The following is a 13,716-nucleotide window of genomic DNA, read 5'->3' as shown; positions in this document are numbered from 1 at the left end:
ATGACCCGGATTGCGTTCCTGGGATTGGGCCACATGGGCGGCCCGATGTCGGCGAACCTGGTCACCGCCGGTCACACCGTGCACGGATTCGATCCCGTGCCGGCGGCGCTGGAGGCCGCGGTCGCCACGGGCGTCGAGGCGTTCGACAGCGCCGCCGACGCGGTGGCCGACGCGGACGTGGTGATCACCATGCTGCCCAACGGCGACATCGTGAAGCGCTGCTACGCCGACATCCTGCCCGCCGCGCGGGCGGGCGCGCTGTTCATCGACAGCTCCACGATCTCCGTAAGCGACGCCCGCGAGGTGCACGCGCTGGCCGAGGGGCACGGGATTGCGCAGCTGGACGCGCCGGTCTCCGGCGGGGTGAAGGGCGCCGTCGCCGGGACGCTGGCGTTCATGGTGGGCGGCGACGACTCCGCGGTGCAGCGCGCCCGCCCGGTGCTGGAACCCATGGCGGGCAAGGTCATTCACTGCGGTGCGGCCGGCGCGGGCCAGGCCGCCAAGGTGTGCAACAACATGGTGCTGGCCGTGCAGCAGATCGCCGTCGGCGAGGCGTTCGTGCTGGCCGAGAAGCTCGGGCTGTCCGCCCAATCGCTGTTCGACGTGATCACCGGCGCGACGGGCAACTGCTGGGCGGTGCACACCAACTGCCCGGTGCCAGGCCCGGTCCCGACCTCGCCGGCCAACAACGACTTCAAGCCCGGTTTCGCGACCGCGCTGATGAACAAGGACTTGGGCCTGGCGATGGACGCCGTCACGTCCACCGGTTCGGCCGCGCCGCTGGGCACGCACGCCGCGGAGATCTACGCTGACTTCCTCAAGTCCGATGCCTCCCACGCGGACAAGGACTTCAGCGCCGTCATCGAGATGCTGCGCTCGAGTTAATTCAAGGCGGGGCCGGAAGCCCTGCGTCACTGCACGTTTCGCCCGAGGAACGCGGCCAGCTGATCGGCCGGCGCGCGGCCGTGCGGGCACGGCCGCTCAGCGGCGAACGGCTTGTCCGGCCCGCGGAATTGCGGGCCCACGAAAGCGCGCACCGCTTCGAGTTCCTCGGCTGCCAGCTCCGGATCGAGATCGGTGGACTGGCCGGTGGCGGTCGCCAGATCCCAGGCGTGGGTCAGCACGTCGCTGGTGCGCATCCCGATAAACATCTGTCCTGGGACCTCCCCGAACGGCAGCTTGAACGTGGTGGTCATCCCGTCCGGGGCCGCGAAGACCTCCTGCGCGGCAGCGGCGGACGCCCGGTGCGCCGCCACGATGTCGTCGGGACGTGCGGGCGGCTTATCGGCGCGGCCCGCGAATATCGCGACGCGCTCGTTGCCGCCGATGACGTGCTCGATCAGGTCACGAATCGTCCACTCCGAGCAGGGTGTTCGGCCGCGGTATCGATCGGGGCTGACGTGGGCGAGGACGCCGGCAAACGCCTCCTGTGCGCGCTGGTGAGCAACTAGTGGGTCCACGGTCCTGCCTTTCTCCCGGTGTTCAGAAGTCGCCCGCGTTGCGGCGCAACGTTTCGATGGATGACACCAGCGCCGCCGCCTCGGTGGCCTCCATTCCGATGTCGGCGAACACCTGCTCGTTGAGCGTGACGGTGGCGTCCTCGACGGTGGAGCGGCCAAGATCGGTGATGGCCACCAGCGTCGTGCGCCCGTCGGTGGGGTGCGGCACCCGCTGCACCAGCCCGTCGGCCTCCAGCCGGCGGATGGCGTGGGTCACGCTGGTCACGTGCACCTGCAGGCGATCGGACGCCTTGGTGATCGGCAGCGCCCCCGTCCGGCTGAACGCCAGCAGCCGCAGCAACTCGTAGCGGGAGAAGCTCAGGTCATAGGGGCGCAGCGCGGTCTCGACGCGGGCCAGCAGGATCTGGTGCGCGCGCATCACCGAGGTGACGGCGACCATGCCCTCCGACACGTCGCCCCACCCGGCGCGCTCCCAGTTGGCCCGCGCCGCGGCGATCGGATCGCGTTTCGGGCTCGATGCGGCCACGCCCTTTCTTACCGCATCTGGGACCGAATCGGGACCTTTCCTATTGCCGACAGCACCGCCAGGGTCGACGCGCGGTTGCCCACGGTGATCCGCGCGCCGCCGTCCGGGTAGTGGCGGACACGCAGCCCGCTGTCCGCGAACACCTCATGCCACTGCCTACCCCTCGATGGCAGGTACATGAAGTTCGCGTGGGCGTCCGTGGTGTAGATGTCCAACGCGCTCAGCCGCATCCGCAGATAGCGGCGCTCGGCGTTGATCGACTGGATCCGTTGCAGCAGTTGGTCTTCGGCGTCGTAAGACGCCGCGACCGCAAGCAGGCTGGTGAGCGCGATGCCGAACGGCAACTGCTGGGACCACAGGGTGGCGGCCAGCTCGGGCGACGCGAGGCCGTAGCCGATGCGCAGCCCGGCCAGGCCGTAGGCCTTGGAGAACGTCCGGACCACCACGACGTTGGGAAAACGCGCGAGCAGCGCCGCGACGTCGATGCGGTGCTCGGGCGCGGCGAACTCGATGTAGGCCTCGTCGAGCAGCACGACGGTATCGCGCGGCACCCGGCGCAAAAACCGCGCCACCTCGTCCGCGCTCTCCAGCGTGCCGGTCGGGTTGTGCGGTCGGCACAGCACCACCACCCGGGCGTCGGCGGCGGCGTCGGCCAGCCCGTCGAGGTCGTTGTGGCCGTCGGCGTCGAGGGGGACGAGCAGCGGGTGCAACCGGGCCATCCGGGCGATGATCGGATAACCGTCGAAGGTCGGCGACGCCATCGCGACCGTGTCCCCCGGGGCGGTCAGCGCGTGCAGGGCCTGCAACGCCACGCCCGTCGCGCCGGCGCCGAGCACCACCTGCTCGGCGGGCAGGCCGGCGTGGCCCGCGATCAGCCCGCGCAGCCGGTCGGGCAGGAACTCCGGATACCGGTTGACCGCGTAGATCGAACGGATCAACGCCGAGCGCACCGCCGGCAACGGCGGGAACGGATTCTCGTTGAGCGACAACGCAAGCGGGTCGATCGCGGTGGGGAACGCCTCATCGATGTCGTCGGCGAAGGGGCTGCGGACGGGTTGCATCAGCCCCGTCCGCCCCAGCGCACCGCCGCCGCGCCGGCGAAGTCACCGGCGTGGGCGAAGGCAGCCATCAGCACCACGTCGCCCGCCTGGAGCTGACCGTCGGAGATCGCGTGGTCGAGGTTGACCGGGATGCCGGCGCCGAACAGGTTGCCGCACTGATCGAAGGTGTCGCGGTGGCGTTCGGGCGGCAGCTCGAGGGCCTCGCGCCAGTTGCGCAGGAACGCCCGGTTGGGCTGGTTGGTGACCAAAAGGTCGATGTCCTTGGCGGACAGGCCGATTCGATCACAGACCGCCAGCGCCACCTCGGGCACCTGCCGGTTGCCGCGGGCCAGCACCTTGGTGATCTTGCTCTCGGTGAAGCCGATCGAGCCCTCGCCGGGGCCGGCCTGCCACCACTTGCGGGGCGGGTCGAACGACAGCGTCATCTCGCCGGCGTATTCGCCGTAGGTGCGGCACTCGACGTCCAGGATCGGCGACTGGTCGCCCACGGCGACCAGGGCCGCCGCCGCCCCGTCCCCGGGCACCGCCGACTGCGCCTTGCGGCGGATCGTCGGCTGGTCGAAGAACTGCCCGGCGGCGTTCTGCGCGATCGCGATCAGCGCGGTGTGCCCCTCGCCCGACGACAGCAGCTTGCGGGCCACGTTGAGCGCCAACACGAATGCCGCGCAGCCGCCGTTGTTCAGGTCGAGCACCCAGGACGGTCGCATGCCCAACCGGTGCGCGATGCCGCCCCCCTGCCCGTAGAACGCCATGTCCGGCACCTGGGTGTGGGTGATCAGCACGTCGGCGCCCTCGACGACGTCGGGACCGTGCCGCTCGATCAGGCCGGCCACCGCCTGCTCGATCATGTCGATCGAGCTTTCCCCCGGCGCGACGTGATGGCGAAACTTCGGGGCGCGGAACATGAGATTGTCGCGCAGGTCGTCGGATTCGGCGAATTGCGCGTAATACTCGGCGCCGATCGGCTCACCGGGCAGATAGGTCGAGAGGTCGATCAGGCTCACGCTCGGCTTGGTCATGGTTCACCTCATCCACTTCGGGGTCACCGGCAGCCCGTTGCGGTGCCGGTACTCGGCGATGGCCTTGAGGTTCTTCAGCTCCAGCAGGTGGCCGGCGCCAAACATGTCCCAGAAATCGCCCACCCACACCGGGCGCTGCGGCGGCGCGGTCTCCGGGTACGGGTTTTCGTCGTAGAACGGGTGATGGCAATTCGTCCACAGCACAACGGAACCCGGCTTGTCCAGGACCGTCTGCGCGTCGACGACCCGCATCAGGTAGATCATCCACAGGTGCTTGCCCTGGTCCCACGCGCAGTGGTAGTCGACGGTGCGGGCCTGTTCGTTGGCGACGGTCCGCGTGTAGATCTTGGTCTCCGAGCCGAGCCGGTCGTAGGCCAGCCACAGGCCGGGTTCGTCGGTGGGGGTGAAACCGCGCAGGCTGTAAGTCCACTCCTCGAGGCTGCGGGTGTCGGACATGTACTCGAACAACTCGTCCGGCGGGCAGTCGACGTAATCGTTGACGGTGCAGTACTCCCCGAAGACCTGGTCGTGCGGGTAGACCGAGCGCATCATGTCCATGATGATCGGGGTGGCCTTTTCCCGGGGACTGGTTTCGATGCGGGTCACACCGTCGAGGGGCGTGGGGATGTCATCGAGCGCTGGCAGCGACATCGGTCCGGTTCTCCTTTGCGATTGACGTCAAGAACGGTGCGAACGGCGGCATCTCGTCGGCCGCGCATTCGACGCTGACCACGGCGGGCCCGTCGGTGGCCAGCACCGCGCGCATCCAGGCAGCCAGGTGATCGAGGTCGTCGACGTCGACGGCCGTCAGCCCCGGGAACATCGCCGCCAGCCCGGCGCCCAGCCGGCTGGACCGAAATCGGTTGTAGCTGTACAGGTCGTCGTAGAAGAGCTGCTCGCGGGTCACGCACATGGCGTGGGCGTTGTTGTTGAAGACCACGAACGTCACCGGCAGCCGGTACTGCAACGCGGTGTGCACCTCCATGCCGTGCATGAAGAATGCCCCGTCCCCGGCCACCACCACGGTGCGCCCGGGGGGCCGCCCGCTGTTGGCGCGGCCGAATGCCATGCCGATGCCGGCGCCGAAGCTGTAGCCCATGCCGCCCATGCCCAGCGCGACCGCGAACCTGCCGTCCCGGCGGGCCGGCAGATAGTGGATCGCCGCCGCGCCGGTGTTGCCGGCATCCACGACGATGTCCGCGCCGTCGGGCAGGCAGCGATCCAGCACCGTCATCGCATCCCGGTAGCGCACCCCGGGCCCGGCGCACGGCGGCGGGGACAATTCGGTGTGCCGCACCGCGTCGGGCACCCGCACCCTCGGCGGCCGTCCCGCCCCGGACAGCGCCTGGGTCAACATGCGCAGCGAACCGCGCAGGTCGTCGGTGTGGACGTGCGTGCACGGAACGTACGGCGGCGCCGAGCCGATCGAGACCGTCCGCACCGCAGCGAGGGCGTCGTCGAGCCCGGTGCGCGCGGTGACCGACAGGCGCGTGCCGACCACCAGGCACACGGCGCTGCCGGCCACCGCTTCAACCACGCCGGGGTGGCCCATGACTCCGGTCACCCCCAGCGCGGACGACGACCCGAGACCCGGTGTGCCGGCGACGTCCTTGGCATCGGGCACGGTCGCCACCCGCGCCCGCAGCACCGCGCGCAGGGCCTCCAGCTCGGCGCGGGCGTTGTCGCGGGCGACCTGCTCGCCGACGATGATGGTGACCGGGCCGTTCGCGTCGCGCAGCAGCCCGACGATCGGATGCGGGTTGCCGATCGGCCGCAGCTCCTCGGTGGGCCAGCCGTTCTGCCCGCAAACGACGCTGCCCTGCTGAATGTCCTTGGGCAACAACAGCACCGCGGGGCCGCCGGTCCGCGCAGCGGCGATCGCCCGCGTCAAGGCCGGTGCGGCGTCGGCGGGGTGCAGCACCCGCTCGCACGACACCGACACCGCGGAAAACAACGCCAGCGCGTTCAGCGAGCCGTTCTCGCCGCTGGTGTCCTGAAAGCTGCCGCGGCCGTCCAGGGCGGTCGGGGCTTGACCGACAAGGGCCAGCACCGGGACCCGGCTTGTCAGCGACTCACCAAGGGCGGCAACAAGATTCAGCGCCCCGCCGCCCGACGTCGCTGCGACGACGCCCAGGCCGGAGCCCAGCCCGGCCCCGCTGCGGCTGTAGCCGTCGGCCATGGCGGCGGCGGAGAATTCGTGCTTGGCCAGCACGGCGGTGATGTCGCTGCGGAAGTGCGCGGCGTCGTAGAGGTCCTCGATGTTGGCGCCGTCGACACCGAAGATGTGGTCGACGCCGACCGAGGCGAGCCGCTCGACGATGTGGTCGACCACTCGCTGCTTCCTGGGCATGCCTGTAACACGACGCGCGGCGAACTTGAGTTCACCGCGCGTCGGTTTTTACAGACGGGTTACAGCGAACGCTGCAGCAGAACCTGCCCGCTGTCAGCGGAAACCACTTGCACGGCAGCGATCTGGTCGACCGGCGTCGAGATGCTGCCCGCGGGCGTGGCGGTGTGACCGGGTTCGGCCACCCACGTCGCCAACCGGGTTTGGCTGCCGTCGCGACCCACGACGACCATCGCCAGCGTGTCGTGGTGTGCGTTCAGCGGAGCCAGGCAGACACACTTCAGGTTGATCGACGTCCCCCAATGTTGGCTGGACAGCTGCACCGTGGAGGCCAACAGGGTGGTGCCGATCTGCGCCATCGGCTGCGAGGAGCCGGCCACCTGCTGCGCGGGCGCCGAGTTCCCCTGCACCCCGACCAGCACGCCGATCCCCAGCACCGCGGCCGCGGCCGACGACGCCACCCACGTCGCCACCCGGGCGCGGCGCCGGCGCCAGCGCACCGTTGCGAGCAACGAGGGCAACAGCTCCGGCGAGATCTCCGGCGCCGCCGTGACGGTGCGGCCGGACTCGTTCATCGCAGCCACCTGTTCGGCGTCGAGCTGGGACAGCAGGGCCGGCACGCCGCTCAGATCGGCGACGGCCTCCCGGCATGCCGGGCAGCCGGCCATGTGCGCCTCGAACTCGCGGCGGTCGGAAGCCGACAGCGACCCCAACACGTATGCGGCATCCCACATCGCGTAGCGGTGATCGTCTTCCACGGTCAACACCTCTTTGTCAAACGGGTTGTCACCCGGCGGGCCGATGCCCCGTAGCGGCGTCCTCATCTCGTCCTTCTCCTGTCACCCATCAAGCATTCGGAGCCGACGACCGTCTGGATGGTCATCGCGTGACTCCAAGTTCCTGCAGAGTGAGCCGCAACGCCCGCACGGCATAGTGTAGTCGCGACTTCACGGTTCCTTCAGCGATCTCGAGGTCGGTAGCAATCTGCGCGGTTGTCCAGCCGCGGTAGTAGGACCGCTCGATCACCGCCCGGTGCTCGGCGGACAACTGCGTCATGGCCTCGGCTATCAGCAGCCGGTCCAGCGCCGCGTTCACCTCGTCCGGCGTCGATTGCTCGGGCGCCCCCGATTCGTCCAGCGAACCGACGACGTTGCGGTACCTGGCGCTGCGTCGGTCGTCGATGATCATGTTGCGCGCCACGGTGAACAGCCACGCCCGCGCCGACCTCTCGGTGTCGCCGATGACCTCCGGATGTTGCCAGGCCCGCAACAGCGTCTCCTGGACGACGTCCTCGGCCTGGCTGGCGTCCCCCGTCAACCGGAGCGCGTAGCGCCACAAGACCGCGGCGTGTTCGTCGTAGAGCGCCTTCATCAGAGCGGCCTCGGCAGCAGCCCCGGACGCCCCCCGAGTGCCGGCCACACGAGCCACTCGATCACCTCCTGCCCTCAGAAACGAGTGGAGCAGGCGCTGGGTTCAATGCGCCCCGACCCGCCGCGCCCGGCTTCGCCGCGATCGCGATCGGGGCGAGTTCATGCGAGGGTCAAGATCCGCGGGCCGGTTTCGGTGACCGCGACGGTGTGCTCCCAATGCGCCGCGCGCGACCCGTCGGCGGTCGTGACGGTCCATTCGTCGTCGAGCACCCTTGTTTTGCTGGTTCCCAGCGTCAGCATGGGTTCGATCGCGAGCACCGAGCCCGGGGCCAGCAGGGGCCCCCGCCCGGGCGAGCCCTCGTTGGGCAGGAAAGGGTCCATATGCATTTGCCGGCCGATGCCGTGGCCGCCGTAGCCCTCCACGATCCCGAACGGGAGCCCGTAGCGGGCCGCGGCGGCGCGGGTGCCCATTTCGATGGCGTGCGCCACGTCGGTCAGCCGGTTGCCGACCACCATCGCCGCGATGCCGGCCTGCAGCGATTCCCGGGTCGCGTCGCACAGCGCTTCGTCGGCCCCATCCAGCCTCCCGACCCCGAAGGTAATGGCGGCGTCGCCGTGCCAGCCGTCCAGCACCGCGCCGCAGTCGATGGACACCAGGTCGCCGGGCGCCAGTACTTCGGCGGCGGACGGGATGCCGTGCACCACGCGGTCGTTGACGGAGGCGCAGATCGACGCCGGGTAGCCGTGATAGCCCAGGAACGACGGAACCGCCCCGGCCTCGCGGATCACCGACTCGGCGATCTCATCGAGGCTGAGGGTGGACGCCCCCTCGACCGCGGCCGCGTGGACCGCCCGCAGCGCGGCGGCGACCACCGCGCCGGCCGCCGCCATCGCGTCGAGCTCACCCGGGCTGCGCTGCGGCACGACCCTGCGACTCCGCAGCCGCGCCAGCGCGCTCATGATTACTTGCCCAGCGCCCGCAGCGCGCGGGCGAACACCTCGTCCACCGTGCCGACCGCGTCGACCGTCTTCAATTCGCTGCTGTAGTACTCCAGCAGCGGCGCCGTCTCGTCGCGGTAGACCTTCATCCGGTTGAGGATGACGTCGTCGGTGTCATCGGCCCGGCCGCGCCCCTTGAGCCGGTGCAGCAGTTCGTCCTGCGAGACGCGGAATTCGACCACGGCGTCGATGTCGGTGCCCCGCCGTTCGAGCATCTCGTGCAGCGCCTTGGCCTGCTCGAGGGAGCGCGGGTAGCCGTCCAGGATGAAACCGTTGGCAGCGTCCGGGTCGTCGAGCCGGTCGTCGACGAGTTGGTTGGTCAGCTCGGAGGGCACCAGGTCGCCGGCGTCGAGATAGCGCTTGGCCTCCAGGCCGAGTTTGGTCCCGTTTTCAATGTTGTTGCGGAAGAGCTCCCCGGTCGAGATTTGCGGGATGCCAAGCTTTTCGGCGAGCTTTTCGGCCTGCGTACCCTTGCCCGCCCCGGGCGGTCCCAGCAAAACCACTCTCACTTGAGGAACCCTTCGTAGTTGCGCTGCATGAGTTGGCTCTCGATTTGTTTGACCGTATCCAAACCGACACCAATCATGATCAAAACCGCAGTGCCGCCAAACGGCAAATTCTGGACCGCTCCACCATTGCCGATCTGCAGGAACAGATTGGGCAGTACGGAAATGGCGCCCAGGTAAATCGAGCCCGGAAGGGTGATCCTGCTCAGCACGTAACGCAGATAATCCGCCGTCGGCTTGCCCGGCCGGATGCCGGGAATGAAGCCGCCGAACTTTTTCATCTCGTCGGCACGCTCGTCGGGGTTGAACGTGATCGACACGTAGAAGTACGTGAAGAAGATGATGAGGCCGAAGTAGATGCTGATGTAGACCGGATCGCTCGGGTCCGACAGGTAGCTGCCGACGAACTTGTCCCACCAACTGTTGCCCACGCCGCCGCTGCCGCTGCGGATCAGCTGGGTGATCAGGTGCGGAATGTAGATCAGCGACGACGCGAAGATGACCGGAATAACGCCGGCCTGGTTGACCTTCAGCGGCAAATACGTCGACGTTCCGCCGTACATGCGCCGGCCCACCATGCGCTTGGCGTATTGCACCGGGATGCGGCGCTGGCCCTGCTCGACGAAGACCACACCGACGATGATGAGCAGCGCGGCGCCGCAGACGGCGGCGAAGATGACCCCGCCGCGGCTGTCCAGGATGGACTTGCCCTCGGCCGGGATGCGCGCCGCGATGCCCACGAAGATCAGCAGCGACATGCCGTTGCCGATGCCGCGCTCGGTGACCAGCTCGCCCATCCACATCACCAGGGCCGCACCGGCCGTCATCACCAGCACGATGACGACGAGCGTGAAGATTTTCTGGTCGGCGATGATGTCCAGCGAGCAGCCCTGCAGCAGGCCGCCGTTGGCGGCCAGCGCCACGATGCTGGTGGCCTGCAGGATGGCCAGCGCGATCGCCAGGTACCGGGTGTACTGGGTCATCTTCGCCTGGCCGGACTGGCCCTCTTTGCGCAATTCCTCGAAGCGGGGGATGACCACGGTCAGCAGCTGCACGATGATGCTCGCCGTGATGTAGGGCATTACGCCGACGGCGAACACGGTGAGCTTGAGCAGCGCGCCACCGGAGAACAGGTTGATCAGCGAATAGATCTGCCCGGCCTCGCCGCCGCTGGCCTCCTTGATGCACTGCTGCACGTTGGGGTAGTTCACCCCCGGAGAGGGCAATGCGGCGCCGACCCGATAGAGAAGGACGATGCCAAGCGTGAAGAGGATCTTCCGTCTCAGGTCGACTGTCCGCAGCGATGAGATGAAAGCCGAAAGCACTCTTCCTCCTGCGTCCTGCGTCTCGCGCCTAACACCCGCAGGCCAGGACGTACGGCGCCGCGCGTCAAACCGTGTACGAGACTAACAGCTGATCGGGACGGGTCCTGCCAACACCCTTCGAGGCGTAGAGTTCGAATCGCTTGGCTCGTTGCATTTGCTAAATAAATGGGAGCACCATGACGCGAACCGATCAGGACACCTGGGACCTGGCCTCCAGCGTCGGCGCGACGGCAACGATGGTCGCCGCCGCCCGCGCGCTGGCCACCACCGAGACCGACGCGATCATCGACGACCCGTTCGCGGCGCCGCTGGTGCGCGCGGTCGGCCTGGACTTCTTCGTCCGCCTGATCGACGGCGAGGTGGCCCCGGGCCCCGACGACGGCGGGGAACGCGACCTGCAGCTCGAGACCGACTCGATCGCGGTGCGCACCCGCTTCTTCGACGATTTCTTCCTCAACGCCGCCCGCGACGGCATCCGCCAATCGGTGATCCTGGCCGCGGGCCTGGACGTGCGCGCCTACCGGCTGGCCTGGCCGCCCGGCAGCGTGGTCTACGAGGTCGACCAGCCCAAGGTCGTCGAGTTCAAGACCGCCGCCATGGACAACCTGGGCGCCGCCCCGACCGCGGACCGGCGCACCGTCGCCGTCGACCTGCGCGACGACTGGCCGGAAGCGTTGCGCCGCAGCGGATTTGACGCGTCGCAACCGACGTCGTGGAGCGCCGAGGGCTTGCTGATGTACCTTCCGCCCGACGCCCAGGACCGGCTCTTCGACAACATCACCGAGCTCAGCGCGCCCGGCAGCAAGCTGGCCACCGAATACCACGGCGACTCCGGCCGCACCATGACCCAACGCGCGCAGCAATTCAACCAGCGGTGGGCCAACCTGGGCTGCGACATCGACCTGTCCGGGCTGTTCTTCGACGGCGAGCGCAGCAACGTCGTCGACTACCTGGCCGGCAAGGGCTGGCAGGTGAGCACCCGGCCACGGCGGGAGTTCTTCGCCGACTACGGCCGCGTCTTCCCCGACGACGAGGAGTCGCAGCTGCGCAACATCATCTCCGTCACCGCCACGCTGGCTTGAGCTCGGCCTAGCTGGGCCGGGCCGGCGGCGTCCGGACCACCAGCGGAACGGCGGGGAAGCACCACGCCATCTCGGTGCGCGACTTGCGCAGCGCGGCGGTGCCGTAACCCTTCTTGCGGTGCTCCGGGTGGATCCAGATCCGCACGTTCACCTCGCCGCCGACCAGCTCCCCGAACACCATGCCGACCTTCTCGCCGGAGTCGACCGCCACGAACCACGCGGCCTCCTCGTCGCCGACGCGCCCCAGCGCCGCGCGGATCTCGTCGTCGAGGTTGCCCGCCGGCCCGCCGGAACCGTCGCCGGCGGCGCCGACGTCCTCGGTGCGGGCGGCGAAGATGTCGCGGTCGGCGTCGGCGGAGAACGGCCGAAGCTCGAGGGTCTCCCCCGAGCTGGCGGGACGCTCGCCGAGCGTGAAGCTCAGCTGCTTGTTGAGGTCCTCCAGCTCGGCCAGGATCTTGCGGCGCGAGTCGATGGTCAGTTGGGCGAACGACATGCCCATCACCGCCTCGGCGGCCAGGTGAGACGTGTCGAGCAGGCGGACGATCGCCTCCACCGCCGCCGCCTTGTCCTCGGACTCCACCACGACGTCGGCGATTTCGTGCCGGCGTTCGAGGGCTTTCAACAGGGCGTCGGCGATCTCGCGGCGGGTGGCTTTGCGGTCCTGGTCAGTCATTGCCACAGCCTAGACAGTTCCAGGAATCGTTGGTAGCGCTCGGCGGTCGGCTCCGCCCAGGCGGGATCGGGCTCGACGACGCGCTCGGTGCGGGCCCACCGGCCCGCGTCGGTGATCGACGTCTCCAGGCCGACCGCCATCCGGCCCAGGAAGGCAGCCCCCAGCGCCGCGCCCTCGGCCACCGCGGACACCTCCACCGGCCGGCCGGTGGCGTCGGCGATGGCCTGCATCCATGACCCGACCCGGGTGCCGCCACCGCAGGCGACGATGCGCGCCACCGGCGCGCCGCCCAGCTCGATGAGCTGACGCACCACGAAGCCCGCCGCCTCGTAGGCGGCCCGGCGCACGGCGGCCGGGTCGTGGGTGAGGTCGAGGGCGTCGAGCACGGCCCGGCGATCCGGGTCGTGAAACGGCGTGCGCTCGCCGCGGATGTAGGGCGACCACACCGGCACCCGCCGCGGATCGGCCGTCGCCGGGTCACCCGGTCCGAGCAGGCGGTCCACCCAGCCGAGGAACAGGCCGCCGGCGTTGCTGGCGCCGCCGATCTGGTTCTTGCCCGGGGTGGTGTGCGGGATGCTCCACAGGCCGGGCACCTGCCGCGCCTCGGCGATCGTGTTCCACACGATCAGCGTGGTGCCACACAGCACCAGCACGTCGCCGTCGCGGTCGACGCCGGCCACGATTTGTTCGCACAGGGCGTCGATGGCCCCGATCGCCAGCACGGCGTCCGTCCCGGGGAGCTGTCCCGCGGCCGTGCCGATCGTCTCCACCCGCGGCATCTGCTCGACGCTCGCGCCGCAGTCGGCGCAGGCCGCCGGGTCCCAGCCGGTCCCGTCGAATAGGGGGTAGCTGGTGGCGGCGGTCGCGACGTCCATCACCGCCTCGCCCGCCAGGGCGTGGTTGGCCACCGCGGGCGCGGGCCAGTACCCGGCCGCGCCGGGCGCCTGCGCCGCCGTCCAGCGCAGGAACTCGGCGGCCTCGCCCAGCGCCGGAAGCGGCTTGTCGTCCGAGCCGGGCACCCGGCCCCTGCCGTCGCCGTACAACAGGCCGGGGGTCAGCGGCGCGCCGGCGGCGTCGACGGCGGTCAGCGAGGGCACCATGGCCGACACGGCGACCGCGCGGACCTCGGGTCCGGGGCCAAGGCGCTCCAGCGCCGCCACCGGCCCCCGGCGCCACGCCTCGTCGGCGTCGTGCTCGAGCCGGTCGGGCGCCGGCACCCGCAACTCGTGTGGAATGCGCACCCGCGCCGTCACCCGGCCGTCCGCGTCGGCGGCCACCGCCTTGACGGCGGTGCTGCCGACGTCGATGCCGATTGTGACGCCATCACGTGACACGGGCGTCACCGTAC

The 13,716-nt window shown here is 69.7% G+C and carries 15 protein-coding genes; 2 read left to right on the top strand and 13 right to left on the bottom strand.

The features are described 5' to 3' along the window. Nucleotides 1–885, top strand: a complete 885-nt coding sequence (mmsB, locus tag AWB92_RS00345; protein ID WP_085183565.1) for a 3-hydroxyisobutyrate dehydrogenase — start codon at nt 1–3, stop codon at nt 883–885. Nucleotides 886–911: 26 nt separating this feature from the next. On the opposite strand, the gene AWB92_RS00340 is transcribed toward mmsB, so the two are convergent. The 11 genes from AWB92_RS00340 to secY all read right to left on the bottom strand — a co-directional run bounded on the left by AWB92_RS00340 (nt 912) and on the right by secY (nt 10,613). Continuing rightward, the gene (locus AWB92_RS00340; protein ID WP_085183564.1) at nt 912–1,460 is read right to left on the bottom strand and encodes a TIGR03086 family metal-binding protein; all 549 of its coding nucleotides are present in this window, start codon (nt 1,458–1,460) and stop codon (nt 912–914) included. A gap of 22 nt (nt 1,461–1,482) precedes the next feature. Continuing rightward, nucleotides 1,483–1,986 carry a MarR family transcriptional regulator gene (locus AWB92_RS00335; RefSeq protein WP_085183563.1) on the bottom strand — a complete coding sequence of 168 codons (504 nt, stop codon included), beginning with the start codon at nt 1,984–1,986 and terminating at the stop codon, nt 1,483–1,485. A gap of 8 nt (nt 1,987–1,994) precedes the next feature. Continuing rightward, complete coding sequence (locus tag AWB92_RS00330) at nt 1,995–3,047, bottom strand: aminotransferase class I/II-fold pyridoxal phosphate-dependent enzyme (RefSeq protein WP_085183562.1); 1,053 nt, start codon at nt 3,045–3,047, stop codon at nt 1,995–1,997. Beyond that, nucleotides 3,047–4,066 (bottom strand): 3-oxoacyl-[acyl-carrier-protein] synthase III C-terminal domain-containing protein, encoded by a 1,020-nt coding sequence (locus tag AWB92_RS00325; protein WP_085183561.1) that lies wholly within the window; start codon nt 4,064–4,066, stop codon nt 3,047–3,049. Before AWB92_RS00325 ends, AWB92_RS00330 begins: the two co-directional genes overlap by 1 nt. 3 nt (nt 4,067–4,069) lie before the next feature. Next, entirely contained in the window at nt 4,070–4,717 is a 648-nt protein-coding gene (locus AWB92_RS00320; RefSeq protein WP_068104533.1) for a hypothetical protein, read from the bottom strand. Further along, nucleotides 4,695–6,416: a thiamine pyrophosphate-binding protein gene (locus AWB92_RS00315; protein ID WP_085183560.1), complete on the bottom strand. Its 1,722-nt coding sequence runs from the start codon at nt 6,414–6,416 to the stop codon at nt 4,695–4,697. Before AWB92_RS00315 ends, AWB92_RS00320 begins: the two co-directional genes overlap by 23 nt. A 59-nt stretch (nt 6,417–6,475) precedes the next feature. Then, nucleotides 6,476–7,237, bottom strand: coding sequence for a zf-HC2 domain-containing protein (locus tag AWB92_RS00310; RefSeq protein WP_085183559.1), 762 nt, complete (start codon nt 7,235–7,237; stop codon nt 6,476–6,478). Nucleotides 7,238–7,292: 55 nt separating this feature from the next. Beyond that, nucleotides 7,293–7,841 (bottom strand): sigma-70 family RNA polymerase sigma factor, encoded by a 549-nt coding sequence (locus tag AWB92_RS00305; RefSeq protein ID WP_081665372.1) that lies wholly within the window; start codon nt 7,839–7,841, stop codon nt 7,293–7,295. A gap of 101 nt (nt 7,842–7,942) precedes the next feature. Continuing rightward, a complete protein-coding gene (map, locus tag AWB92_RS00300; RefSeq protein WP_085183558.1) occupies nt 7,943–8,743 on the bottom strand; it encodes a type I methionyl aminopeptidase in 801 nt (266 codons plus the stop codon). A gap of 2 nt (nt 8,744–8,745) precedes the next feature. Beyond that, a complete protein-coding gene (locus tag AWB92_RS00295; RefSeq protein WP_068185838.1) occupies nt 8,746–9,291 on the bottom strand; it encodes an adenylate kinase in 546 nt (181 codons plus the stop codon). Then, a complete protein-coding gene (gene secY / locus AWB92_RS00290) occupies nt 9,288–10,613 on the bottom strand; it encodes a preprotein translocase subunit SecY (RefSeq protein ID WP_068104521.1) in 1,326 nt (441 codons plus the stop codon). Before secY ends, AWB92_RS00295 begins: the two co-directional genes overlap by 4 nt. Nucleotides 10,614–10,789: 176 nt before the next feature. Between secY and AWB92_RS00285 the strand changes: the two genes are divergently transcribed. Beyond that, a complete protein-coding gene (locus AWB92_RS00285) occupies nt 10,790–11,695 on the top strand; it encodes a class I SAM-dependent methyltransferase (protein WP_085183557.1) in 906 nt (301 codons plus the stop codon). 7 nt (nt 11,696–11,702) lie between these two features. On the opposite strand, the gene AWB92_RS00280 is transcribed toward AWB92_RS00285, so the two are convergent. Then, nucleotides 11,703–12,368, bottom strand: a complete 666-nt coding sequence (locus AWB92_RS00280; protein ID WP_085183556.1) for a GNAT family N-acetyltransferase — start codon at nt 12,366–12,368, stop codon at nt 11,703–11,705. Continuing rightward, on the bottom strand, nt 12,365–13,702 hold the full coding sequence (locus AWB92_RS00275) for an FGGY-family carbohydrate kinase (RefSeq protein WP_085183598.1): 1,338 nt from the start codon (nt 13,700–13,702) through the stop codon (nt 12,365–12,367). Before AWB92_RS00275 ends, AWB92_RS00280 begins: the two co-directional genes overlap by 4 nt. Nucleotides 13,703–13,716: the final 14 nt, after the last annotated feature.

Source organism: Mycobacterium sp. IEC1808, assembly GCF_002101935.1.
GTDB lineage: Bacteria > Actinomycetota > Actinomycetes > Mycobacteriales > Mycobacteriaceae > Mycobacterium.
The sequence above is the reverse complement of the archived record's forward strand: the minus strand, read 5'-3'. Positions and strand labels throughout refer to the sequence as shown.

Coding starts and splice junctions, on each gene's coding strand:
- AWB92_RS00280 (WP_085183556.1), bottom strand. CDS start 12,368: ATGACTGACCAGGACCGCAAAGCCACCCGCCGCGAGATCGCCGACGCC.
- mmsB (WP_085183565.1), top strand. CDS start 1: ATGACCCGGATTGCGTTCCTGGGATTGGGCCACATGGGCGGCCCGATG.
- AWB92_RS00330 (WP_085183562.1), bottom strand. CDS start 3,047: ATGCAACCCGTCCGCAGCCCCTTCGCCGACGACATCGATGAGGCGTTC.
- AWB92_RS00325 (WP_085183561.1), bottom strand. CDS start 4,066: ATGACCAAGCCGAGCGTGAGCCTGATCGACCTCTCGACCTATCTGCCC.
- AWB92_RS00310 (WP_085183559.1), bottom strand. CDS start 7,237: ATGAGGACGCCGCTACGGGGCATCGGCCCGCCGGGTGACAACCCGTTT.
- map (WP_085183558.1), bottom strand. CDS start 8,743: ATGAGCGCGCTGGCGCGGCTGCGGAGTCGCAGGGTCGTGCCGCAGCGC.
- AWB92_RS00320 (WP_068104533.1), bottom strand. CDS start 4,717: ATGTCGCTGCCAGCGCTCGATGACATCCCCACGCCCCTCGACGGTGTG.
- AWB92_RS00285 (WP_085183557.1), top strand. CDS start 10,790: ATGACGCGAACCGATCAGGACACCTGGGACCTGGCCTCCAGCGTCGGC.
- AWB92_RS00315 (WP_085183560.1), bottom strand. CDS start 6,416: ATGCCCAGGAAGCAGCGAGTGGTCGACCACATCGTCGAGCGGCTCGCC.